Genomic DNA, 22,305 nt, shown 5'->3' on the forward strand with positions numbered 1-22,305 from the left:
GTTTTGGCCGACGTCTTCTGCCACGCTGAACAGTGTGGACGATCCCGACCGTATGCGCTGCATCATCGTGGACGACAGCGCTGCCTTCTGTGCTGCCGCCCGCGGCACGCTCGAAGCTGCCGGTATCACCGTCGTCGGGACCGCGGCCACCTCGTTCGATGCGTTGGAGATGGCACAGACGTCCCGGCCCGACGTCGTTCTGGTGGACATCGACCTCGGCGGCGAAAGCGGTTTCGATGTCGTCGAGGCGCTGGCCGCTTCTGCCCGTCCACCCGCGACGATCCTGATATCTACTCACGATGAAGACGAATTCGCAGACATGGTCGAGGCGAGCGCGGCGGTCGGTTTCATCGCGAAGTTCGCGCTGTCCGCGGACCGTATCCGACAGGCACTCGCAGTCGCGAGCTGACGGCAACCGCCGATCAGGTTGCGGCGTCGAGATACATGATCACCGCGCGCACGCGACGGTGGTCGTCCGGTGTATCCGCCAGATCGAGTTTGGTGAGGATGCTGCGAACATGCTTTTCGACGGTGCCCTCGGTGATCCACAGCCGACGCCCGATCCCGGCGTTGGAGAGCCCCTCTGCCATCAATGTGAGTACCTCGCGCTCGCGCGCACTCAGAACCTCGAGTGGGTTGTCGCGGCGGCGGGCGGCGACGAGCTCGTGGACAAGCGCCGGATCGATCACCGATGCGCCGTTCGCGATGCGCCCGACCGTGGCAACAAAGTCCTCGACGTCGGTGACCCTGCTCTTGAGCAGATATCCGATGCCGCGCCCGCTGTCGAGAAGGTCCAGAGCATGGTCGACGTCGATATGGGCGGACAGCAAAAGGATTGCCACATCGGGGAAATCGGCACGGATCCGTTGCGCCGCCTCAAGGCCTTCGGCGTTGTGCGACGGCGGCATCCGGATGTCGACGATCGCCAGTTGCGGGGGATCTGCCCGCACCAACTTCAGGAGGTCCTCGCCGTTCCCGGCCTGGCCGACGATCTCCAGGCCGGCGCCGGACAGGAGACTGGCGAGACCTTCACGCAACAGAACGTCGTCATCGGCGATCATCACGCGCAGGGTCATCGGCGGAGATTATCACCTGGTGCCGGAGCTACCGCCAGAAGACGAAGAGCTGCCAGCCCCACGAGGCCAGAGCCCGATCGGCGCCGCCCAATTCGAAGATCCCGTAGACGATGTCGAAAAAGAACTTGTTCAATGCGGGGATGAAGAGCAGGACAAAGATCAGCAGAAAGCCGTACTGCGCAATCGGTTCCACCGAACGCCGCGTCTGATCCGAGAGGTAGGGCTCGATGATCCCGTAGCCGTCGAGGCCGGGGATCGGGAGCAGATTCAGCAGGGCCGCGGTGATCTGCAGGACAGCCAGCATCGACAGTGCCGACCAGAAGTTGAGCTCGGGCAACAGCGAGAACAGATCTTGGCTGCCGATCACCACCAGCAAGATCACGCCAAGCGCGATGTTGGTCAGCGGTCCCGCGGCCGAGACAAGGCTGCGTTGGGCTTTCGTGAAGCCAGACTGGTTGATGTACACCGCGCCACCGGGAAATCCGATGCCGCCCAGGACGATGAACAGCAGCGGCAGAACCAGGGACAGTCCCGGATGTGCGTACTTGAGCGGGTTGAGCGTCAGGTAGCCGCGAAGCTCGGCGCCATGGTCGCCGAACTTGAATCCGGTTACCGCGTGGGCGAATTCGTGCAGACACAGCGAGATGACCCAGCCACCCATCACCATCAGCAGGGCGCCGAAGATGGCTGTCGGGGTTCGTTCGCCACCGGCATTCCACAGGATCACCCCGCCGAGGGCCGTGGCCGCGACGACCGCCAGGAACACCGGCCCCGGCCGGACGGCGCGGGCCACGGCCCCGATGGTCCCGGGCGTCACGGCCGCACCAGATGCCAGTTCTGCTGGTGCCGGTAGAACGTCGAGCGTTTGGTCGGGCGTGGCGCGGTGATGCCGTCACGTTCGACGATCAGCGCGAGCGCACCGGTCTGTGCGGCCCGGCCGACCTGCCAGCGCGCGCGGAAGCGTTTGTCCAGACGTGCGCGGACCCCGGGCATCTCGGGTATCGGTTCGATCACCACCGCCTTGGCCTTGCCGCGGACAAGCAGTGCGCTGTCGACGTAACTCTCGCCGTCGAACTCGCCGTCGGGACCCCGCTGGCGGGCCGTGCCGAGCAGGACGATCGCCATGTCGTCGCGGATCAGCGGTACCTCGGAGGCCGTCCCCTCGACGGCCAGTGCCGCCGCTCGCTTTCCACTGGGTAGGCCGTAGACGCCTGCGGCCGGCGTCGGGAACGGGAGGACGAGGGCGACTTCGACGTCCAGTCGCTCGAGCAGCATCAGGCGGCCGATCACCGCGGCGCAGAACGCGTCTGGCAATTCGGGCCCGGCGACCAGGATCAGACGCTTGACTGCCGGATCGGTCAACGTCGCGGTCAGGGCGGAGATGATCGGCGCCCGCTCGCGGGTGGTGCGAACCGCTTCAAGACCTGCCGGGATCAGGTCGGCCGCCGCAGACTCCTCGGCAATCACCCGTATATCTGTTGGTCGCACTCGGTCCTCGCTCATATCCGGTGGACCCACCTGTCCCACGCATTCGCCTATGGGCGATCCTACTGATCGGAAGTCGGCGCCAAATTGCGAGTCATCAGGCATGCCGGGAGGTCCGGTCACGGATATCCGTTCGTGACCAAGTAGGGTTGACCCACGGTTCGGTGTCGCATCTGGCGTGTACCGGCCGGAAGGAGCGCGTACATGCCTGCGATCGTGCTGATCGGCGCCCAATGGGGCGATGAAGGTAAAGGTAAAGCCACTGATCTCTTGGGTGGTCGTCTGCAGTGGGTGGTGCGGTACCAGGGCGGAAACAACGCCGGGCACACCGTGGTCCTACCCAACGGCGAAACCTTCGCCCTGCATCTGATCCCGTCAGGGATCCTGACCCCCGGCGTCAAGAACGTCATCGGTAATGGTGTTGTTGTCGACCCCGGTGTGCTGTTGACCGAACTCGGCGGACTCGAAGATCGTGATGTCGATACCTCGGGTCTACTCATCTCGGCCGATGCCCACCTGCTGATGCCGTACCACGTGGCCATCGACAAGGTCACCGAGCGGTTCCTCGGTAACAAGAAGATCGGTACCACCGGACGTGGCATCGGTCCCTGTTACCAGGACAAGATCGCCCGTGTCGGTGTTCGTGTGGCCGACGTGCTGGACGAGAGCATCCTGACCCAGAAGGTCGAGGCCGCGCTCGAGATCAAGAACCAGATCCTCACCAAGATCTACAACCGACGTGCCCTCGAGCCTGCGAAGGTGGTCGAAGAGGTTCTGGGTCAGGCCGAAGGTTTCAAGCACCGCATCGCCGATACGCGACTGCTGCTGAACCAGGCGCTGGAAGCCGGTGAGACCGTGCTGCTGGAAGGCTCGCAGGGCACCCTGCTCGATGTCGACCACGGCACCTACCCGTTCGTCACCTCGTCGAACCCGACAGCCGGTGGCGCATCGGTCGGTTCCGGTATCGGACCGACCCGCATCACCACGGTGCTCGGAATCCTCAAGGCGTACACCACCCGCGTGGGATCGGGTCCGTTCCCCACGGAACTGTTCGACGAGTGGGGCGCATACCTGGCCAAGACCGGCGGCGAGGTCGGTGTCACCACCGGACGCGCCCGTCGTTGTGGCTGGTTCGATGCAGTGATCGCCCGATACGCCACGCGTGTCAACGGAATCACCGACTACTTTTTGACCAAGCTCGACGTCCTCTCCAGTCTCGACACGATTCCGATCTGTGTCGCCTACGAGGTCGACGGACAGCGTGTGGACGAGATGCCGATGACCCAGACCGGTTTTCATCACGCCAAGCCGATCTATGAGGAAATGCCCGGCTGGTGGGAGGACATCTCCGCTTGCCGCACCTTCGAGGAGCTGCCGAAGAACGCGCAGGATTACGTCCTGCGTCTCGAAGAACTCTCCGGTGCCTTTTTCTCCTGCATCGGCGTCGGTCCCGGCCGCGACCAGACCATCGTTCGTCGCGAGATCATCTGATCCGAGTTTCGAACACCGGCCGCCGATCAGCATCGCGCTGATCGGCGGCTTCTGTTTTGTTGGCGCCGATCCCAATGCTGGGACGATCTTGCGAAAACATCCCAACCCTGAAGTTTGCTGTGATACAAATCACTCATACCTAGCAGTCAGCGTTGACTGTAATCAACGGGGGTTGAGATGGAATCAAGGATCAAAAGGGAGATGTCGCGGAGGTCGCTGCTGAAGGGGGTCGGTGTCGCCGCTGCCGCCGGCTCGGTGGCGATGGTGGTTCCGTCGCCGGTCGGTCCGGGGGCTCGAGGGGTGCCCCCGGTCGGCGGCCCGCGGCGAGAGGTCGCGGTCTTCGGCGGTGGCATGTCGGGCCTGACCGTCGCCCACGAGCTGGTCGAGCGAGGCTTCTCCGTCGCGGTCTATGAGCCGGCCTTTCTCGGCGGCAAGGCCCGCAGCATGGATGTGCCGGGACCGGTGTCCGGTGGTCGGCAGGCATTGCCCGGCGAACACGGCTTCCGGTTCTTTCCCGGCTGCTATCAGCATGTGCCCGACACGATGTCGCGTATCCCGGTCGCAGGCGGTTCGAACGTGCGCGATGCCCACCTGATCAACGTCGAAGGTGCGGTCATCACCTTCGACGACCCCGGCTACGCACCGGTGGTCGCACCGCAGTCGCTCGACGGGATGATTCAACATGCCGGGGCGGTCACCGATCTGGAGAACGTCCGCAATGCGCTGACCCTGGGGCTGGCGCTCACCGGGGACATCCCGCCTGCTGAACTGGCCTATTTCGTCGGCCGCGAACTCGTCATCGCGACGAGTTGCGAGGAGCGCCGCATCGGACAGTGGGAAAAACAGTCGTGGCTGGATTTCGTCAAGGCGGAAGGCAAGTCGAGTTCGTATCGGAAGTACCTGGCCCACGCCCTGACCCGGGCGACGGTCGCGGCTAAGGCGGAGATGGGTTCGGCGCGCACCATCGGGCAGATCGGATTGGCGCTGGCCACCTCGGCAACCGGGTTGATCGGGCAATACGACGCCGACCTCGTCGGAGGGGGCGTCGATCGGATTCTCAACGCACCGACCAATCATGCCTGGATCGACCCGTGGGTCGAGTACCTGAAGGCCCGTGGCGTCCGGTTTGTGATGGGCCAGGGCACAACAGGTTTCGACGTCACCGATGGTCGCATCGTCGGAGCCCGGGTGGGTGGCGATGGCGGGGCCGGCGTGGTCACCGCGGACTGGTATGTCCCTGCCATGCCGTTGGACCGGCTCAAACCACTGCTGCAACCACCGATCCTGTCGGCCGCGCCGGAACTGGAAGGAATCACTGCCCTGCAGGACGACTGGATGGTCGGGATCCAGTACTTCCTCTCGCGTCGATCCGACCTTCCGCCCAGTCATATTGCTGCCCTGGGCACCCCCTGGGCGCTGACCGGACTGTTCCAGGCCGCACCTTGGGAGGTGGACTTCGGTCGAAAGTACGGCGACGGCACCGTCCACGACTGCCTGTCGGTCGACGTCTCCGACTGGGACACCCCCGGCATTCTCTATGGAAAGACCGCCAAGGCATGCACCAGAGACGAGATCGCCAGGGAGGTCTGGGCTCAGCTGAGCCGGGCGATGAATCGTGGTTCGAGTCCGATACTGCGGGAGAGCGAGGTGCTCAGTTGGCATCTCGATCCCGGGATCACCTGGTCGCCCACCATCTCCAATGCGACACCGCTGATGGTCAACACCGCCGACTCCTACCGGAATCGACCGACCGCCGACACCGCGATCGGAAACCTCTTCATCGCAGGCGATCACGTGAGAACCAACATCGACCTCGCGACCATGGAGGGCGCCAATGAATCGGGCCGCCGGGTCGCCAACGCGATCCTCGCCGCCGCGGAAAGCAGTGCCGCACAGGTTCCGGTGCTTCCGTTGTGGGAGCTGCCGCTTCTCGACCCGTTCAAGCAGGTCGACCGCGACCGCTACCGCGCCGGACTGCCGCACATCATGGACGTCTGAGGGCAGTTAGTATCTTGCCATGACGGGCCGGGACGAACGCAGCTCCGGCACAAACGAACTCGTCCACCGGAGCGCAAAGAGCACCAGAAGCCGCAATCAGATCCTCGATGCCGCAATCGATGTGCTGATCGCCAAGGGCTACTCGGGGGCCAGCACGCTGGCGATCCAGGAGGCTGCGGGGGTTTCGCGCGGCAAGCTCCTGCACCACTTCCCATCCCGCGACGACCTCCTGATGGCCGCGGTTCATCATCTGGCCCGGGTCCGGATCGAAGAGTTGCCCAAGGCGATCGATTGGCCCGACGACCCGATGGAACGGATCTCGCTGGGTGTCGACCTCGGGTGGTCGACGTTCCATCAGCCCTACTTCGTGGCATCGATGGAACTGTGGACCGCGGCGCGGACCAATGAGAGACTTCGCAGCGCGCTGTTGCCTGCAGAAAAGGAACTCGGACCCACGGTCCGGGCAGCGGTGGCCTCATTTCTGGGACCGTCGCTGACCGCGGCCCCGCGGTATGGGCAGCTCTATCCGATCCTGCTGTCGAGCATGCGTGGCGCGGCGACCACATATCTTCTCGACCGCCGCAGTCCGCTGGACGATCCGCATCTGCCGCTGTGGAAACAACTGACCGCCGACTATCTGCTTGACCACTGAGTTACGCCTGCATCCCGGCGTTGCCGGTAGATTGCGGATGTTGATGAATCGGTAGGGGGTCAGGCGTGAGGTTTCCCGGACAGGAATCGGACTTCGGTTCGGTGTTGCTGGGCTCTGCGACCGAGACCCCCCGTCGCCAGCGCATCCGGATCCAGTTGCTGATCACGGTGTCGGTACTGACCGCCAACGCGATCGGTGCCGGGATCGCGATGCTGCTGGTGGTGATCGGGATCCCCGAACCCAGTGTGCTCGAACCGGAGTTCTGGTGGGTCAACTTCATCGCCGCCCCGGTCTATGTGGCCGTCGCGTTCTGTTTCGGCTGGGCGTTCGGCACGGCCAGGGTCCTGCGGCATCTGCGATGGGCGCTCCGCGACGAGCAGCCCACACCGGAGCAGGCGCGATGGGCGCTGCGGGCGCCGTGGGTGCTCACCCGGATGCAGCTTCTGCTGTGGTTCATCGCCGGAGTCCTGTTCACCCTCTGCTACGGCATCCTGGACCCCGAACTCATCCCGAAGATCGCCCTGGTGGTCGGACTGTCCGGCGCGGTGGTCTCCGCCATCTCGTACCTGCTTGTCGAGTTCGCGCTACGACCGGTCGCGGCGCAGGCCCTCGAAGCCGGCTATCCGGGCATCAAGCGACGTAGCCGACTACGTACCCGGGTCATGCTGAGTTGGGTTCTCGGATCGGGCATCCCGATCGTCGGGACGATGCTGGTCGCGTTCTTCTCCGTTTTTCGCGACACCACCAGCAAAACCGATGTCTTCGTGGCGGTCATGGTGCTCGGAGCCGTCGGCCTGTTCACCGGATTCCTGCTCAACTACCTCAGCATCAGCGCGATCAAGGCGCCGGTCGGATCGGTCCAGCAGGCGATGACCAAGGTCAGCGCGGGCGACAACGACGTCCGGGTCGTCGTCTACGACGGAACCGAATTGGGCGACCTGCAACGGGGTTTCAACCTGATGGTCGAAGGCCTCGGGGAACGCGAGCGGATGCGTGATCTGTTCGGCAGGCACGTCGGCCGGGACGTGGCCGAAGCGGCACTGGCACAGAATCCCGAACTCGGCGGCGCCGAGCGCTATGTGGCCGTCGTTTTCGTCGACGTCATCGGGTCCACCGCGCTCGCGGCATCGCGGCCCCCGGACGAGGTCGTCGCGCTTTTGAACAAGTTCTTTGCGGTGGTCGTCTCGGCGGTCGAATCGCATGCGGGCCTGGTCAACAAGTTTCAAGGGGATGCGGTGCTCGCGGCGTTCGGTGCGCCACTGGAATTGGCCGACCCGGCGACCGCAGCGCTGTCAACGGCCCGCGAGATCTCCGAGCGCCTGGCCGGCGAAATCCCCGAACTTGCCGCCGGGATCGGCGTGGCATATGGATCGGTGGTCGCCGGAAATGTCGGTGCCATAGAACGATTCGAGTACACGGTGATCGGTGACGCCGTGAACGAGGCGGCCCGGCTCAGCGAGTTCGCCAAACGGGACCCGAGCCGGCCGGTGGCCTCCGGTCGGGCGATCGCAGCGGCATCCGAGAGCGAGGCCGCGTACTGGTCGCGATTCGAATCAACTCTGCTGCGCGGACGTTCAGAGGAAACCGAGGTCTATGTCGCCGCGGGCGGCGCCGATGTCTATGCCACGCAAGCGGTCGGAGAGGCCGGACACGATCAGCGGAGCCGGGGATGAAACCGATCCGCAGATCGGCGATGCACCGGCTCATCAAACCCGCCGACGTGATGGAACCGGTCGAGGATCTATGCCCGGAACTTGCGGCGGCACCCACTGATCCGACGCAGGATTCAGTATCCGAGAGCGTGCTCGATGGGGACGCAGCGGTCTGCGTGGACTGCGCCGCCGAAGGTGTGAACCATCCGGCGTCGCTGCGCAGATGTCTGACCTGCGGGCATGTCGCCTGCAGCGACTCGAGCCCACGCCGGCATGCGACCAGGCATTTCGAGGTCAGCGGTCATCCTGTGATCCGTTCGGCAGAACCCGGTGAGAGTTGGCGCTGGTGCTATCTACATGGGCGGATGGGCTGATTCGGCTTCTGCGGCCGGATTTGATCGCCTTCGACCGGGTCTACCTGTGCGATTGGTGGGCCCCTAGGGGTTAGCCTTGGACACGTGACTATCAGCAACTCGGAATCCGGCGTCGTTATCAATTCGGTGCCGCAGCGGATCGGTACGCCGCTGTCGCCCGGCGCCACCAAGGTGATGCTGCTGGGTGCGGGCGAACTGGGCAAAGAAGTTGTGATCGCGTTCCAGCGCCTCGGCGTCGAAGTTGTTGCGGTCGATCGTTACCCCGATGCACCCGGTCACCAGGTTGCGCATCGTTCGTACGTCGTCGACATGACCGATCCGGTTGCACTGCGCGCGGTGATCGAAGCCGAACGCCCCGACTTCGTGGTGCCCGAGATCGAGGCGATCGCGACAGAGGTCCTCGTCGAGATCCACGAAGAAGGATTCACCGAGGTCATCCCGACAGCCCGGGCAACCGCTCTGACGATGAATCGCGAGGGAATTCGCCGTCTCGCCGACGAGCGCCTGGGCCTTCCCACATCGCCGTATGCGTTTGCCAACTCTGCCGACGAGATCCGGGCCGCGACCGCCCGCGTCGGATTCCCTTGCGTCGTGAAGCCGGTGATGTCGTCGTCGGGCAAGGGCCAGAGTGTGGTTCGCGGCCCGGACGAGATCGACCGGGCCTGGGACCATGCCGTCGCCGGTGGTCGAGTGAAGGGCGGCCGCGTCATCGTCGAAGGTTTTGTGGACTTCGACTACGAGATCACGCTGCTCACCGTCCGTGCAGTCGATCCGGCAACGGGCAAGCTGGGCACCTACTTCTGCGCCCCGATCGGGCACCGGCAGCACAATGGTGACTACGTCGAATCCTGGCAGCCACAACCGATGAGCGAGACCGCGCTCGGTGGCGCCACCTCGGTGGCCGCCCGGATCGCGGCGGCGCTCGGCGACGGTCACCTCGGTGGCCGCGGCATCTTCGGGGTCGAGATGTTCGTCAAGGACGATGACGTCTACTTCTCCGAGGTCAGTCCGCGTCCGCATGACACCGGTCTGGTCACCCTTGGGACACAACGGCTTTCAGAGTTCGAGATGCATGCCAGGGCCATCCTGGGACTGCCTGTCGACGTCACGCTGGCCTCACCCGGAGCGTCCGCGGTGATCTACGGCGGACTGGATGAACCGGCCATCGCATTCGAGAATGTTGCTGCCGCACTTGCGGTTCCGGAAACCGACATCCGACTGTTCGGCAAGCCCGAGAGTTTCGCCCGACGCCGGATGGGCGTGGTGATCGCCACCGCCGACGACGTTGCGACCGCCCGCCGGCGGGCCACCGAGGCAGCGCGACTGGTGCGGCCCGTCAGCACCGCGTCCATGGCGCGCCCGCTACCGCCGGTGCAGGCGCCACCGGAGCCAACGGCTCCGGGCGATGCGGCCCAGACCCGGATCACCCGCCGTCCACCGGCAGCGGTCCGGCCGCAATCATCACCGCCGCCACCACAATCCCCGCCCCAGGCCCCCGTGAAGCAGTCCCCACCGCCGCAGTCTTCTCCGCCGTCGCAGCAACCGCCGCAGGTGGGCCTGAGCAAGCCGTCATCCGCCGTCGAGAACAACCGGTAGTGGGGATTCTCGAGTGCCATTCGCTGGTGAGTTGCTCGTTGCTGCCATCATCTTCATCGGTCTCTGCGGTGTGGTGGTGCCGGTACTGCCCGGGCTGACCCTGATCCTCGCAGCAATCGCCGTGTGGGCGTTTGTGGTCGGCGGCTGGGCCTGGCTGATTTTCGCGATTGCCGCCGGCTTTCTGGGCGCCGCCGCGGTGGTCAAGTACCTGATCGCCAACAAGTCGATGGCGAATTCGGGTGTGCCGGGCCGGACCGTGATCGCCGGTGGACTACTCGGGATCGTCGGGTTCTTTGTCGTCCCGGTGGTCGGCCTGATCATCGGATTTGTTCTCGGCGCATTCCTGGCCGAATGGTGGCGCTGCAAGGACATTCGCGGCGGATGGAACGGCGCGGTGGCAGCGACGAAAGCGGCCGGAGTGGCGATGATCATCGAACTCACCGGCGCCCTGCTCGCGGCATCGCTGTGGCTGGGCGCCGCATTCGTGTTCTAGCCCGGTGGCATCGGCGTTCGTAAAGCGGTTACGTCTTGCGGCCGATCGGAACGATCATCGGGCCGCCCGACACCGGGTCTGTCAGGACCTGGGACCGCAATCCAAAAGCCGCTTCCAGAAGGTCGGTGGTGATCACGTCGGCTGGTGTGCCTTCGGTGATGACCGCGCCGTCGCGCATCACGATCAGCCAATCACTATAGCGGACAGCGAGATTCAGATCATGTAGCACCATGATGACCGTCTTGCCGTGCTTGTGGCACAGGTCGTCGACGAGGTCGAGGACGTCGATCGAATGTGAGAGGTCGAGGTAGGTGGTCGGCTCGTCGAGCATCACGATGTCTGTCTGCTGGGCCAGGGTCAGCGCTATCCACACACGTTGCCGTTGACCACCGGACAATTCGTCGATGGTTCGGTCGGCGAGGTCGGTGCAATTGGTTTGTTCGAGCGCCTGCGACACCGCGATCTCATCGGCGGGCGACCACTGGCGGTACCAGGACTGGTGGGGATGGCGACCACGTGAGACCAGGTCGGAGACGGTCAAACCCTCTGGGGCGACGGGGTTCTGGGGTAGCAGGCCGATAATGCGGGCGACATCCTTGGTGCGCATCGACGAGATGTCGGCGCCGTCGAGCAGCACGGTTCCGGCGGTGGGCTTGAGCAGCCGCACCAGGGACCGCAGCAGCGTCGACTTACCGCAGCCGTTGGGGCCGACGATGGTGGTGACCTTGCCGTCGGGGATGTTGATGTCGAGGCCGTCGATGACCGTGCGATCGCCGTAGCCGACCTGAAGGCCGGTGGTCGCGATCCGCGCCGAGTTCGGCGCAGAGATGGCGGCACTCATACCGAGGCCTTTCGGTTGATTTGAATCATGAGGTAGATCAGGGCGGGGCCGCCGATTCCGGCGGTGACCACGCCGACCGGGATGCCTGCGGGCATCACAGTGCGGCAGAGCAGGTCGCTGCCGATGACCAGAGCGGCACCGGTGAGTCCCGAGGTGATCGGGCCGGGTATCTCGGCGCGGGTCAGGCGCATCGCGATCTGCGGTGCCAGGAGGGCGACAAACGCGATCGGCCCTGCCGATGAGACACACACCGCGGCAACGATCACCGCGACGATCAGAACTATTGCCGAGACGGGATTGGCCCGGACACCGAGGCCGCGGCAGACGTCGTCGCCGAGGCTGATCAGGTTCAGGTTCCGGTTCTGCATACAGACGATCGCGATGGCCGGGATCAGCACGATCAGTGGGGGCCACACCGCGGACCATCCGGCCCCGGACACCGAACCGACAATCCACAGTTGCGCTCGTTGGACCTGATCGATGTCGGCGCGGGTGAGCAGGTACGCGATCAGTGCCTGCAGGCCCCAGGTGATCGCGACGCCCACCAGGACCAGTCGGATCGGGTCGATACCCTTGCGCCAGGTCAGGACATACATCAGCGCAGCGGTGGCCAGGCCGCCGAGCAGTGCAGCCGTTGCCAATCCGAGGTCGGCGAGCCACGAGGCCCAGGTCGATCCGAAAGCGATCACGGCGACGGCCGCGGCGCTGGCACCGGAGGTGATGCCCAGCATGTCCGGGGTGGCCAGGGGATTGCGCGCGATCACCTGGGTCAGTGCGCCGGACATGCCCAACCCGAACCCGACCAGCAGGCTCACCAGTCCGATCGGCAACTGGGTGTCGAAGACGACGACGTTCTCGGCGCGTGTGCCGCCGCCGAGCAGGATTCGGCCGACGTCGATGGTGCTCATCGGGAAGTCGCTGGTTCCGATGCTGAACGCGAACAGGAGCAGTGCCAACGCGGCCAGGAGTACGCCGACCCCGGTTGCCAAGGGCCGCACCACAAATGTTCCGCCGGCAAAGCGCACGACCGTCCGGCGTAGATGGTTGGTCGGCAGCGGTGTGGCCTCCGCAGTCGAGGAATTCTCCGGGGGGACCCCCGACGCGTCCTTGGTGGGTGCACTCATACGGCCACCAACTTCTTTGCGCGGACCAGGGCGATGAAGAACGGGGCGCCGACCGCGGCGAGCACGATACTGGCCTGCACCTCACCCGGACGGGCGATCATTCGTCCGATGACGTCGCAGGCGATGAGGGACACCGCGCCGATGAGGGCGGAGTAGGGCACGATCCAGCGGTAGTCGGGCCCGGTGAAGAACCGGGCCACGTGGGGTGCCACCAGGCCGAGGAACACGATCGGTCCGCAGGCGGCCGTGGCTGCACCGACCAGCAGGGTGATGGACACGATGCCGACGATCCGAACCTGCAGGATCCGGGAGCCCAGCGCCTTGGTCATGTCGTCGCCCAGCGACAGGATGTTCAGGAAGAATCCGCTCGCGAGCGCCAGGATCAGGCCGGGGATCACGAAGGGCAGGGTGGCATAGATGACGTCGGTACCGCGTCCGGCGATCGAACCGACCTGCCAGAACCGCCACGCCTCCAGCGACTTGGAGTCGACGAGCACGATCGCCGAGGTGATCGCGGTCAGCATCGCGGTCAAACCGGTGCCGGCGAGGATGAGCGTCAGCGGGCTCGCGCCTTTGCCCACCGAGGCGAGGAAGAAGACCAGGCTCGCGGCGATCAGCGCGCCGATCAGACCGAAGCCCATGTACTGGATCGGGGTGGTGATCCCGAGGATGTAGACACCGGTGACCACCGCACATGCCGCGCCGGCGTTGACGCCGAGGATTCCCGGGTCCGACAGCGGGTTGCGAGTGTGTCCCTGGGTGAGGGCACCGGCGGCGCCGATCGACAGGCCGACGATCAACCCGAGGACGGTGCGGGGGAGTCGGAGGTCCTGAACGATCCCGACCGCGTCGGCTGCGCCCGGCACGTTGTCGGCCCACAGGGCGTCCCACACCTCGCCGATCGGGATCACCCGCGAACCGATCGCGATGGACAGCACGCAAACCACGACCAGCAGAGTCAGCAGCAGCACCAGACCGGACGTGCGGCGCGTCTTCTTGGTCAAGGGAGGTGCCCTGTCTTGTCCGGGGGTAACCGCGGTTTGTGCCGCGTATGAACAGCTCTGGCGAGGGTAACCTAACCTGCTCTTGCCGACGGAGTCGAGTCAAGCTCTCGTCAAAGCCCGGTAACGAAACGGTAACGATGAGCGTAGAACTTACTTCTCAGTCAATTCATGGCTAACGCTCAGGCATCCAGGTCCGATTCATCCCCCAAAGCCACGTTGTGGTGCCACCAAAGGAGTGAAGATGAAGCAGAAGTTCATTCGCGCCGCCGTCGCTGCGGCCGCGGCAGTCGGAATCGCCGCAGGCAGTGCAGTCGCCACGGCCCCCGCGCAGGCTGCCCCCGTTGGTCCGGTCGACCTCGATCTGACCGGCGGCGTGTTCTGCTCGTTCGGCAAGCCAGGCGACCCGTGGGTCAACTCCTGGTACATGGTGCGCTGGATGGAGGTCAAGGCATACGGTGCCGACTTCCCCAACGTGACCCTGCAGGAGTTCAACGGGGCTTCGAAGTTCACCCCGAAGCTCAAGAAGAACGAGACCCTGCGTATCGAGACCAAGTGGTTCGGTTGCTTCCCGAGCTCGATCTCGGGCTACACCATCTCCAGCAACATCGACCCGCTGCAGAACAACATCGGATTCTGGGCGAACATCCAGCGTCGCGACAACACGCCGGACGACGACGTCGCCCCAGCCGCATAAAAAATCCGCTCCACTTGCCTGCGTTCGCTCCGGTTGCAACCGGCGCGTACGCGAATAAGTGGAGCGGATTTTTTTGGTTGGAGAGCCTCAGCCCTTCTCTACCTTGTGGGGTTCGGAGGCGGCGAACATTTCGTCTCGTTCGACGACCTTGACTCGTTCGCGACCTTCGGCGGCGCCTAGTGCGCGTTCGTGTTCGTCGAGGCGGTACCAGCCGTCCCAGGTGGTGAAGGCGACGTTTTTGTTGTCGAGGTATTTGATGATGGCGTCTTCGCCGGGCTCGGCCGGATGGAGGAGTTTGCCTTCACCCATGTCGTTGAGCAGGCAGTCGACGGTCTCGTTGGCGTCACCCTTGGTGTGACCGATCAGGCCGACGGGGCCGCGTTTGATCCAACCGGTTGTGTATATGCCGGTCATGTGGGTGCCCTGGTCGAAGACCCGACCGGCTTCGTTCGGGATGACGCCGGCCTGGTCGTCGAACGGCAGCTGCGGCAGGTTGTCCGACAGGTAGCCGACCGCGCGGTAGACCGCACCCAACTCCCAGTCGGTGAACCTGCCGGTGCCGCGGACGTTGCCGGTGCCGTCGAGTTCGGTGCGTTCGGTCCGCAGTCCGACGACTTTGCCGTCCTCGCCGAGGATTTCGGTTGGCGACTCGAAAAAGTGCAGGAACAGTTTGTGCGGGCGGCCTTTGGGGTCGCGGATCGCGTACTGCTCGATGATGGTCGCGACCTGATCGGTGATCTTGCTCGAACGGCGGGCGACGGTGGAGCCTTCGTCGTACTCGATGTCTTCGGGGTTGACGATCACATCGATCGTCGGGGAATGGTCGAGTTCTTTGAGCTCGAGCGGCGTGAACTTGGCCTGCGCGGGGCCGCGACGTCCGAAGACGTGGACCTCGACGGCTTTGTTGGCCTTGAGGCCTTCATAGACGTTGGCCGGGATCTCGGTCGGCAGCAGTTCGTCGCCGGTCTTGGCCAGCACGCGCGCCACGTCCAGTGCGACATTGCCCACACCGATGACCGCGACCTTCTCGGCTTCGAGGGGCCAGGTGCGGGGGAAGTCGGGATGTCCGTCGTACCAGGCGACGAACTGGGCGGCGCCATAGGAACCGTCGAGGTCGATGCCGGGGATCTGCATGGCGCGGTCGTCGGTGGCGCCTGTGGAGAAGATCACCGCGTCGTACATCTGCTGCAGGTCTTCCAGGGCGATGTCGCTGCCGAAGTTGACGTTGCCGATCAACCGGATCTGCGGCTTGTCCAAGACCTTGTGCAGGGCGGTGATGATGCCCTTGATCCGGGGATGATCGGGGGCCACGCCGTAGCGGATCAGCCCGAACGGGGCCGGCATCCGCTCAAACAAATCAATTGAGACGCCACGGTCTTTTGCTTTGTCCGACTTCATCAATGCGTCGGCGGCATAGATACCGGCGGGGCCGGCACCGACGATGGCCACGCGAAGCGGGCGGTTCTGATCGCTCATGAGTCGCAGTTGCTTTCTCGTGCGGAGAGTTCAGGCGGACGTCACCGACGCGAACCTGGGGAGGCTACTTCCTCCCCACGGTAGGCGCTGGACCTGACCGGAACCAAAAACGTCGGTTTCTGGGTCAGTCAAGTAAGGGTTGGCTGACCAAAATCTTGTTAACCGTCTCACGGTGGTGGCAGGTCGGGCAAATATGAGCGATAAGCTCGCGGCCATGGCAGGAAGCGACTCCGCAGCCGACCGTAAACGGTCGGGTGGGGGCAAAGAGACAGAACCAGAAGTTTTTGACGACGAGCGACGGACCATCTGGCCGTTCCTTGTGGCGGCCACGATCATGGTCGTGGTCCTGGGTGCGATCGTCCTCATGCAGGTACTTCGCCCGGCGGAGGACCGGCTGACGGACCAGGCGAAAGTGACCCACGCCGTCAACGACTACTACACGGCCCAGAACGCGATCAACTACACGAGCTACCGTGCCGTCTTCTGTACCGCCGAGCTCGAGTCTGCGGACTTCCCGAGCCAGGACGAGTTCACCGCCGAGTACCGGGACGCGCGTGATGCCGACGGCAAGATCGAGGTCGGCAACATCTCGGAGACCGTCGTCAACGGCGATCGGGCCACGGCCAATGTGCACTGGTTCCGGGAACAGAAGAGCGAAACCACGATCACCCCTATTGTTCTGGTCAAAGAGGGTGGCAACTGGAAGGTGTGCGCATGAGCTACGCAGGCGATCTGACCCCGCAAGAGGCATGGAAGATCCTCGACGAGGATCCGACGTCGGTACTCGTGGACTGTCGGACCCAGGCCGAGTGGAGCTACGTGGGCGTACCGGATCTGTCTGGTGTCTCCAAGAAGCCGATACTCATCGAGTGGGTCAGCTTTCCTGACGGTGCCCGCAACGCCGATTTCGTTGGGCAGTTGCGCGAAGCCGGTGTCGAGAACGACCAGCAGGTGGTGTTCCTCTGTCGTTCCGGACAGCGTTCGATCGGTGCGGCGCAGGCCGCGACGGCCGACGGGGTGGCCAAGGCATACAACATCCTCGACGGTTTCGAAGGTGCCACCGATCCGGACGGACATCGCGGTGCGGTCGGCTGGAAGGCAACCGGCCTGCCGTGGCGGCAATCGTGACCCAGACGGCCAGATTCAAGACAGCATATTGCGCACGATGGAGGACGAGTTGAACGCCAAACTGCCCGAGGGACTTTCGCCCGAGACCCTGGCTGTGCGCGGAGGGCTCATGCGGTCCGGTTTCGAGGAGACCTCCGAGGCCATGTACCTGACCTCCGGGTACGTCTATTCGTCTGCAGCTGCGGCCGAGCGGGCCTTCACCGGCGAAGAACAGCGATTCGTCTACTCCCGCTACGGCAACCCGACTGTGGCCATGTTCCAGGAGCGGCTCCGTCAGCTCGAGGGTGCCGAGGCGTGTTTCGCCACCGCCAGTGGCATGGCGGCGGTCTTCGTGGCGCTCGGTGCGCTGCTCAAGACGGGTGACCGGCTGGTGGCTGCGCGCAGCCTGTTCGGTTCGTGCTTTGTCGTGTGCAACGAGATCCTTCCCCGCTGGGGCATCGAAACCGTCTTTGTCGACGGAGAAGACATCGAACAGTGGGAACAGGCACTGTCGAAGCCGACTGACGCGGTGTTCTTCGAGACCCCGTCGAACCCGATGCAGACCTTGGTCGATGTGGAGCGCGTCTGCGAACTCGCCCACGCCGCCGGTGCAAAGGTTGTGCTGGACAACGTCTTTGCGACCCCGCTCCTGCAGAGCGGCCTCGAGCTCGGTGCCGACGTGATCGTGTATTCGGGTACCAAACACATCGACGGCCAGGGCCGGGTGATGGGCGGGGCAGTGCTCGGAACCAAGGAGTACATCGACGGTCCGGTGCAGACCCTGATGCGGCACACCGGTCCGGCGCTGAGCCCCTTCAACGCCTGGACGTTGCTCAAGGGACTCGAAACCATGCGGTTGCGGGTGGATCATTCGACCGCCGCGGCATTGCGCATCGCCGAATTCCTGGAAGCCGATCCGCGGGTTGCGCGGGTGAGATATCCGTTCCTGCAGTCACATCCGCAGCATGATCTGGCGAAGAAGCAGATGTCCGGTGGTGGCACCGTGGTGACGTTCGAACTCGCCGACACGGACTCGGCATCCGGAAAGGCGCGCGCGTTCGAGCTGCTCGACGGTCTGCAGATCATTGACATCTCGAACAACCTCGGGGACTCGAAGTCGTTGATCACGCACCCGGCCACCACCACCCACCGGGCGATGGGACCCGAGGGCCGGGCCGCGATCGGGCTGTCCGATTCGCTGGTCAGGCTGTCGGTCGGGCTCGAAGGTGTGGATGATTTGTTGAAGGACCTGGACCAGGCCCTGTAGCGGGAGTCGGACGACGCCACCTGAGGTCGTCACCGGAGATCGGAGGGTGGGCATTTTTCACTCGCTGGCCGATTGGGTCATCTCGATCGTGCAGTCGACGCCGCCGTGGGCGGTGTACCTCGTGGTCTTCATCGTCATCTACTGCGAGGCGGCCGCGCTCCTCGGCCTGATCATGCCCGGTGAGACAGTCCTGCTTGCCGGTGGCGTGGCAGCCGCCGTCGGCCAGACCAACATCGTGTGGCTGATAGTCGGTGCCTGCATTGCGGCGGTACTCGGTGACTGGACGGGCTATTCCATGGGCCGCAGATCCGGCGGCCGCATCACCGAAACCCGCTTCGGTGGGTGGGTTGGGCGAGAACGCTGGCAAAAGGCCGAGGAACTCATCCGCCACGGCGGGGTCGCCACCGTGATCGGGGCGCGCTGGATCGGATACGTCCGCACAGTCACCCCGTTTGTGGCCGGGATGAGCAAGATGCCGACGCGTCAATATTTGCTTGCGAATGTCGCGGGCGGCGTCGTCTGGGTGAGCGCGGTGTGCATCATCGGCTATGCGGTCGGCGAGACGGTCGGGGCAACGCTGATGTTTTATCTGGCGGTTAGTGCGGGCGTACTCATGTCCGTCTATTTCTTCTTTCGCTGGTGGCGACACCGGAGTAGGTCACAAAAGTCCTCTGCCAGCGCGGAATAACATTCACGCCGCGTTTTAAAGGTTTGTCATTTGACAGGGAAATCAATGGCGCTGCAATGTGGTTATCGGTGATGAGTGCCAGCGACAAGCCCCGGCTTGCTGGCCGGCAACCCTCCATTCGCGGCGGGGTGCTCCGGGTGACAACCTGGCCGCTGTCTGTTCGGACGGCGGCAAGCGCGGACTCCGGCGGAGTCCTGATCCGAAGGGGATGCGGGTGACAAGCTCCTCCACCAGTGATCTCAGGGAAGACATCGCCCGGTTCGTGAAGGCGCGTCCGACCGATCGAGTTCTGTTCGCGTCCGAACTTGCCGAGGCCGTTGCGCTGGTCGCCGGTGTTGCACCAGGTGACGTCCTGACACTCGATCTGACGGCCGACCTCGCGGCCACCACGTCTGAAGGCGCTGACCGTGTGATGCCGGCGCAGATTGATCTGAGGACCACCCTCGCCGCGGTGGACAGTGAACTCGAACGTCGACCGGCCGCACTCCTGATCGTCCCCGCGGTGGCCGAGGCCACCGGCGAAGTTCTGCCGTTGCCCGCCCTGGCAGCGATCGCACACCGACGCGGCGCGCGACTGCTGGTCGACGGCAGCGAGATCGTCCCCCGGCGGGCCGTGAATCTGACCAGCCATGGAATCGACTACCTCGTGTTGTCCGGCCGGTCCATGGCCGGCCCGGCTGTGGTTGTTGGGCGCGGCGACTGGCTCGCAGACGCCCGGGCCGACGTCGACGACATCAGCACCGGTCATTCCCCGGCCCGGGCGTTGGCCGACCTCGGCTACGAGTGGGTCGGCCTCCACGAGCAGGCGTTGTCGGAGTGGCTCGACGCCCAGGCGGCCCGGCTTCCCGGTAACCGCCGGCTCCAGTTGTGGCCCGATGCCCGGGACAGGGTGGGAATCGCCTCGCTCACCGTTGCGGGCCGTTCCGAACCCGTAATCATCCGCTGGGGTGCCGGCACCAGCATCGATGAGCTTGCCCGGCAACTGAACTCACTCACCGAGAATGTTTTCGAGCAGGAGAAGTCATGACCGAGATCAGTAGTGCCACCACCCCGCGGACGCGCCCCGAACTGCTGGTTGCCATCGACGGTGACGACCATCCGATCGCCTGGAGCGGGCGCCGTCCGGCCGATGCGCGGAGTTCGGCGGTCCGTCGGATCCGCCAGCCGGACTTGCGCGGCGGCATCAAGGAGCGGGCTGCGTTGCGCGCCGGATGGCAGGACCTCGGTGAGGATCCCGCTGACCTGCTGGTGGCGTTGGAGATAGACGTGGTGATCGCCGAAGACGCGGCCACCGCTCGGGCCGAGCTCCTCCGGCTGGGGGAGTCGCGATTCGGCGACACCGTGCGCTATGTCGGCACCGCCAACGGACTCCTGACGCTGATTGTCGACATCTACGCCGCCGAGGTCGCCGATGCGGTCATCCTGCGGCCCCTCGACCAGGGACAAACAGGCGATCGGCCCGGCTCGGCGCAGCTCATCGCCGATCAGGTGCTGCCCGGTCTGCTCGAGCGGGCTGCCGCAGCCTGATCCCCCCACCACGCCTGCCTTCAGGCGTGGGGGAGGGGGCATGGTCGATCAGCTCTCGCCGTTTTCCCAGCGATCGATGATCCGTGCGCGAGCATCCTCGGTCAGCGAGCCGAACAACCGCAGTCTTGCCATGCCGCCGTCGGGGAAGATGTCGAGGCGGGCCTCGGTCAACGGTCGATCGACCTCGATCAGGAACCGGTGCCGGGTGTCGGGTTGCAGGGGAGACCGGCCCAAAACCTCGAACCACTCACCGTTTTCACCGTCACGGCCACGTATCGTCGCCGATCCCGGCGCATTTCCCAGGAAGTAGCTGGTATCGAGTTCGGCGAGTCCGATCGTCGACTCACCGGCCAATTTGACCTGTACCCAGTCGTTTCCGTCATCGCGTCGGCGTGAGGTCTCCCAGCCTTCGCCCATCGTGCGGGCCCGTCCGGGCATCAGGAGATTGTTCGGAGAGCCATAGAACATGTTGGAGCAGGCGGTGATCATGCCGCCGTTCTCGAGCGCGGCCAGGTCAAAGTGTCCGTAGGACAAGAACTTCGGGTCGGGGACGCCGCGGCCGTGCACACGGAATCGCGCCACGCCACCGTCGGGATGGATCGTGAGCCGCACGTGGGTGAAGCGTTCCTTGGAATCCACCCGGAACGGATTCTGGGTATCACCGTTGACCTCCACACGGTCGACGATCGTCTGCCACTTCGTGTCTTCCAGCAGCTCCTGTGTGGTCGGAATGCCTTCGACCGCAGCAGCTTCCACCGAGATGTACGGCGGATAGTTGCCGACGAACCACGAGGTGTCCACCACGACGCCGTAGATGATGCCGGGGACGCCAAGGCGCACGATCGCCTGGTCCACACCTGCTTCACGTCGCCGCCGGGTCTCCCAGCCGTCATAGACCTGACCCTTGTGTCCGAACGTCGCCGGTTGATACTCGGCGGCGGGCGTCTTGATGAGGTTCTCGGCCTCGGCGAAGAGGTCGTCATTGGTCCAGAGGACCGCGCCGCCGAGAGCGCGTAGAGCCAAGTCTGGCATCGAGGTGAAATGGGGCCGCGAGTTCGGCGGGGATGGGGTCACGACTCCCCAGGCTAGTGGCACGGCGGATCGGGTGCGACTCGTCGACGGTGGGTTCTTGCGTTAGCTCCGCGGCGAGGGCCATACTCTCACGCAACAACTAGTTGCATGTCGAAACTCGTTGAACCTTGAGAAGGATCATGTCGGAGGAGACACCGTCGCGAGACGATCAGATTGCGGATCTCATGGAGGTCCTGGCGAGGCACCTGCGGATTCGTGACCGCTTGGCGGCGACGCGGTGGCGAACCGCGGACGACGCTGTCGAATCTGCGGCCTACCACTGTCTGTTTCGGCTGAATCGGGCGCCGGCGCGATCGGGTGAGCTGGCCGAGGCATTGTTCAGTGACCCGTCGACGATCAGCCGCCACGTCGCTCAGCTGGTCAAATTCGGTTACGTGCGGCGCGAGGCCGATCCGCGTGACGGCCGGGCCACCATCCTGGTGGTCACCGAATCCGGTGCGCAACGGGTCGCCGATTTCCGAACCCGGCGGGCCGAGGAACTCGAGACGATGCTGGCCGATTGGGATGACGATGATGTGGAGACCCTGACCGAACTGCTCGGGAGATACGTAAGCGCTGCAGAACGCACCCTCATCGAGGCCAACGAGTCGCCCGCGGACCGCACCCGGTCCTGAGATCGCCCCACACAACCGAAAAGGGCCCGACATCGCTGATGCGAGTCGGGCCCT

General features: G+C 64.7%; 24 protein-coding genes and 1 riboswitch. Of the genes, 16 read left to right on the forward strand and 8 right to left on the reverse strand.

Translation table 11 applies throughout. The features are described from left to right. The first annotated feature begins 34 nt into the window (after positions 1–34). Positions 35–409, forward strand: a complete 375-nt coding sequence (locus AC1TPF_RS06595; RefSeq protein ID WP_482135919.1) for a LytR/AlgR family response regulator transcription factor — start codon at positions 35–37, stop codon at positions 407–409. Positions 410–422: 13 nt separating this feature from the next. On the opposite strand, the gene AC1TPF_RS06600 is transcribed toward AC1TPF_RS06595, so the two are convergent. Genes AC1TPF_RS06600 through AC1TPF_RS06610 form a run of 3 tightly spaced genes read right to left on the reverse strand, consistent with a single transcriptional unit; the run spans position 423 to position 2,579 of the window. Then, positions 423–1,076 (reverse strand): response regulator, encoded by a 654-nt coding sequence (locus AC1TPF_RS06600; protein WP_482135918.1) that lies wholly within the window; start codon positions 1,074–1,076, stop codon positions 423–425. Positions 1,077–1,104: 28 nt separating this feature from the next. Continuing rightward, a complete protein-coding gene (locus tag AC1TPF_RS06605) occupies positions 1,105–1,893 on the reverse strand; it encodes a site-2 protease family protein (RefSeq protein WP_482143162.1) in 789 nt (262 codons plus the stop codon). Further along, entirely contained in the window at positions 1,890–2,579 is a 690-nt protein-coding gene (locus AC1TPF_RS06610; protein WP_482135916.1) for a hypothetical protein, read from the reverse strand. The genes AC1TPF_RS06605 and AC1TPF_RS06610 overlap by 4 nt, the downstream gene beginning before the upstream one ends. 186 nt (positions 2,580–2,765) lie before the next feature. Here AC1TPF_RS06610 and AC1TPF_RS06615 point away from each other — a divergent pair, with 186 nt between their 5' ends. The 7 genes from AC1TPF_RS06615 (at position 2,766) to AC1TPF_RS06645 (ending at position 10,817) form a co-directional block, all read left to right on the forward strand. Then, the gene (locus AC1TPF_RS06615) at positions 2,766–4,052 is read left to right on the forward strand and encodes an adenylosuccinate synthase (RefSeq protein WP_482135915.1); all 1,287 of its coding nucleotides are present in this window, start codon (positions 2,766–2,768) and stop codon (positions 4,050–4,052) included. Positions 4,053–4,253: 201 nt separating this feature from the next. Beyond that, positions 4,254–6,050, forward strand: coding sequence for a hydroxysqualene dehydroxylase (locus AC1TPF_RS06620; protein ID WP_482135914.1), 1,797 nt, complete (start codon positions 4,254–4,256; stop codon positions 6,048–6,050). A 19-nt stretch (positions 6,051–6,069) separates the two neighbouring features. Next, a complete protein-coding gene (locus AC1TPF_RS06625; protein WP_482135913.1) occupies positions 6,070–6,702 on the forward strand; it encodes a TetR/AcrR family transcriptional regulator in 633 nt (210 codons plus the stop codon). Between the two features lie 65 nt (positions 6,703–6,767). After that, positions 6,768–8,375: an adenylate/guanylate cyclase domain-containing protein gene (locus AC1TPF_RS06630; RefSeq protein ID WP_482135912.1), complete on the forward strand. Its 1,608-nt coding sequence runs from the start codon at positions 6,768–6,770 to the stop codon at positions 8,373–8,375. Beyond that, on the forward strand, positions 8,372–8,728 hold the full coding sequence (locus AC1TPF_RS06635; protein WP_482143164.1) for a UBP-type zinc finger domain-containing protein: 357 nt from the start codon (positions 8,372–8,374) through the stop codon (positions 8,726–8,728). Before AC1TPF_RS06630 ends, AC1TPF_RS06635 begins: the two co-directional genes overlap by 4 nt. A 174-nt stretch (positions 8,729–8,902) precedes the next feature. Then, positions 8,903–10,324 (forward strand): formate-dependent phosphoribosylglycinamide formyltransferase, encoded by a 1,422-nt coding sequence (purT, locus tag AC1TPF_RS06640; protein ID WP_482137266.1) that lies wholly within the window; start codon positions 8,903–8,905, stop codon positions 10,322–10,324. 13 nt (positions 10,325–10,337) lie between these two features. Beyond that, entirely contained in the window at positions 10,338–10,817 is a 480-nt protein-coding gene (locus AC1TPF_RS06645) for a DUF456 domain-containing protein (protein WP_482135910.1), read from the forward strand. Positions 10,818–10,845: 28 nt separating this feature from the next. Here the strand turns inward: AC1TPF_RS06645 and AC1TPF_RS06650 are convergent, their stop codons facing one another. Genes AC1TPF_RS06650 through AC1TPF_RS06660 form a run of 3 tightly spaced genes read right to left on the reverse strand, consistent with a single transcriptional unit; the run spans position 10,846 to position 13,786 of the window. Continuing rightward, positions 10,846–11,658 carry an ABC transporter ATP-binding protein gene (locus AC1TPF_RS06650; protein WP_482135909.1) on the reverse strand — a complete coding sequence of 271 codons (813 nt, stop codon included), beginning with the start codon at positions 11,656–11,658 and terminating at the stop codon, positions 10,846–10,848. Continuing rightward, positions 11,655–12,782, reverse strand: a complete 1,128-nt coding sequence (locus tag AC1TPF_RS06655) for a FecCD family ABC transporter permease (protein WP_482143165.1) — start codon at positions 12,780–12,782, stop codon at positions 11,655–11,657. The genes AC1TPF_RS06650 and AC1TPF_RS06655 overlap by 4 nt, the downstream gene beginning before the upstream one ends. Continuing rightward, a complete protein-coding gene (locus AC1TPF_RS06660) occupies positions 12,779–13,786 on the reverse strand; it encodes a FecCD family ABC transporter permease (protein ID WP_482135907.1) in 1,008 nt (335 codons plus the stop codon). Before AC1TPF_RS06660 ends, AC1TPF_RS06655 begins: the two co-directional genes overlap by 4 nt. Before the next feature lie 241 nt (positions 13,787–14,027). On the opposite strand from AC1TPF_RS06660, the gene AC1TPF_RS06665 reads away from it, so the two are divergent. Next, entirely contained in the window at positions 14,028–14,480 is a 453-nt protein-coding gene (locus AC1TPF_RS06665) for a hypothetical protein (protein ID WP_482135906.1), read from the forward strand. 87 nt (positions 14,481–14,567) lie between these two features. Here the strand turns inward: AC1TPF_RS06665 and AC1TPF_RS06670 are convergent, their stop codons facing one another. Beyond that, entirely contained in the window at positions 14,568–15,956 is a 1,389-nt protein-coding gene (locus AC1TPF_RS06670) for an FAD-dependent oxidoreductase (protein WP_482135905.1), read from the reverse strand. 193 nt (positions 15,957–16,149) lie between these two features. Between AC1TPF_RS06670 and AC1TPF_RS06675 the strand changes: the two genes are divergently transcribed. From AC1TPF_RS06675 to AC1TPF_RS06700, 6 genes are all read left to right on the forward strand, one after another. After that, positions 16,150–16,674 carry an Rv0361 family membrane protein gene (locus AC1TPF_RS06675; protein WP_482143167.1) on the forward strand — a complete coding sequence of 175 codons (525 nt, stop codon included), beginning with the start codon at positions 16,150–16,152 and terminating at the stop codon, positions 16,672–16,674. Next, positions 16,671–17,084 (forward strand): rhodanese-like domain-containing protein, encoded by a 414-nt coding sequence (locus AC1TPF_RS06680; protein WP_482135903.1) that lies wholly within the window; start codon positions 16,671–16,673, stop codon positions 17,082–17,084. The genes AC1TPF_RS06675 and AC1TPF_RS06680 overlap by 4 nt, the downstream gene beginning before the upstream one ends. Positions 17,085–17,121: 37 nt before the next feature. Then, on the forward strand, positions 17,122–18,330 hold the full coding sequence (locus tag AC1TPF_RS06685) for an O-succinylhomoserine sulfhydrylase (protein WP_482143169.1): 1,209 nt from the start codon (positions 17,122–17,124) through the stop codon (positions 18,328–18,330). A 46-nt stretch (positions 18,331–18,376) separates the two neighbouring features. Further along, complete coding sequence (locus AC1TPF_RS06690) at positions 18,377–19,018, forward strand: DedA family protein (RefSeq protein ID WP_482143171.1); 642 nt, start codon at positions 18,377–18,379, stop codon at positions 19,016–19,018. 67 nt (positions 19,019–19,085) lie between these two features. Next, positions 19,086–19,201, forward strand: a riboswitch (SAM riboswitch). A 31-nt stretch (positions 19,202–19,232) separates the two neighbouring features. Beyond that, positions 19,233–20,045, forward strand: coding sequence for an aminotransferase class V-fold PLP-dependent enzyme (locus AC1TPF_RS06695; protein ID WP_482143173.1), 813 nt, complete (start codon positions 19,233–19,235; stop codon positions 20,043–20,045). Next, positions 20,042–20,545 (forward strand): hypothetical protein, encoded by a 504-nt coding sequence (locus tag AC1TPF_RS06700; RefSeq protein WP_482135899.1) that lies wholly within the window; start codon positions 20,042–20,044, stop codon positions 20,543–20,545. The genes AC1TPF_RS06695 and AC1TPF_RS06700 overlap by 4 nt, the downstream gene beginning before the upstream one ends. 48 nt (positions 20,546–20,593) lie before the next feature. On the opposite strand, the gene alc is transcribed toward AC1TPF_RS06700, so the two are convergent. Then, a complete protein-coding gene (alc, locus tag AC1TPF_RS06705) occupies positions 20,594–21,619 on the reverse strand; it encodes an allantoicase (RefSeq protein ID WP_482143174.1) in 1,026 nt (341 codons plus the stop codon). Positions 21,620–21,756: 137 nt separating this feature from the next. On the opposite strand from alc, the gene AC1TPF_RS06710 reads away from it, so the two are divergent. Further along, positions 21,757–22,251, forward strand: a complete 495-nt coding sequence (locus tag AC1TPF_RS06710) for a MarR family winged helix-turn-helix transcriptional regulator (RefSeq protein WP_482135897.1) — start codon at positions 21,757–21,759, stop codon at positions 22,249–22,251. Positions 22,252–22,305: the final 54 nt, after the last annotated feature.

It is taken from the genome of Williamsia sp. Y853 (assembly GCF_056786495.1).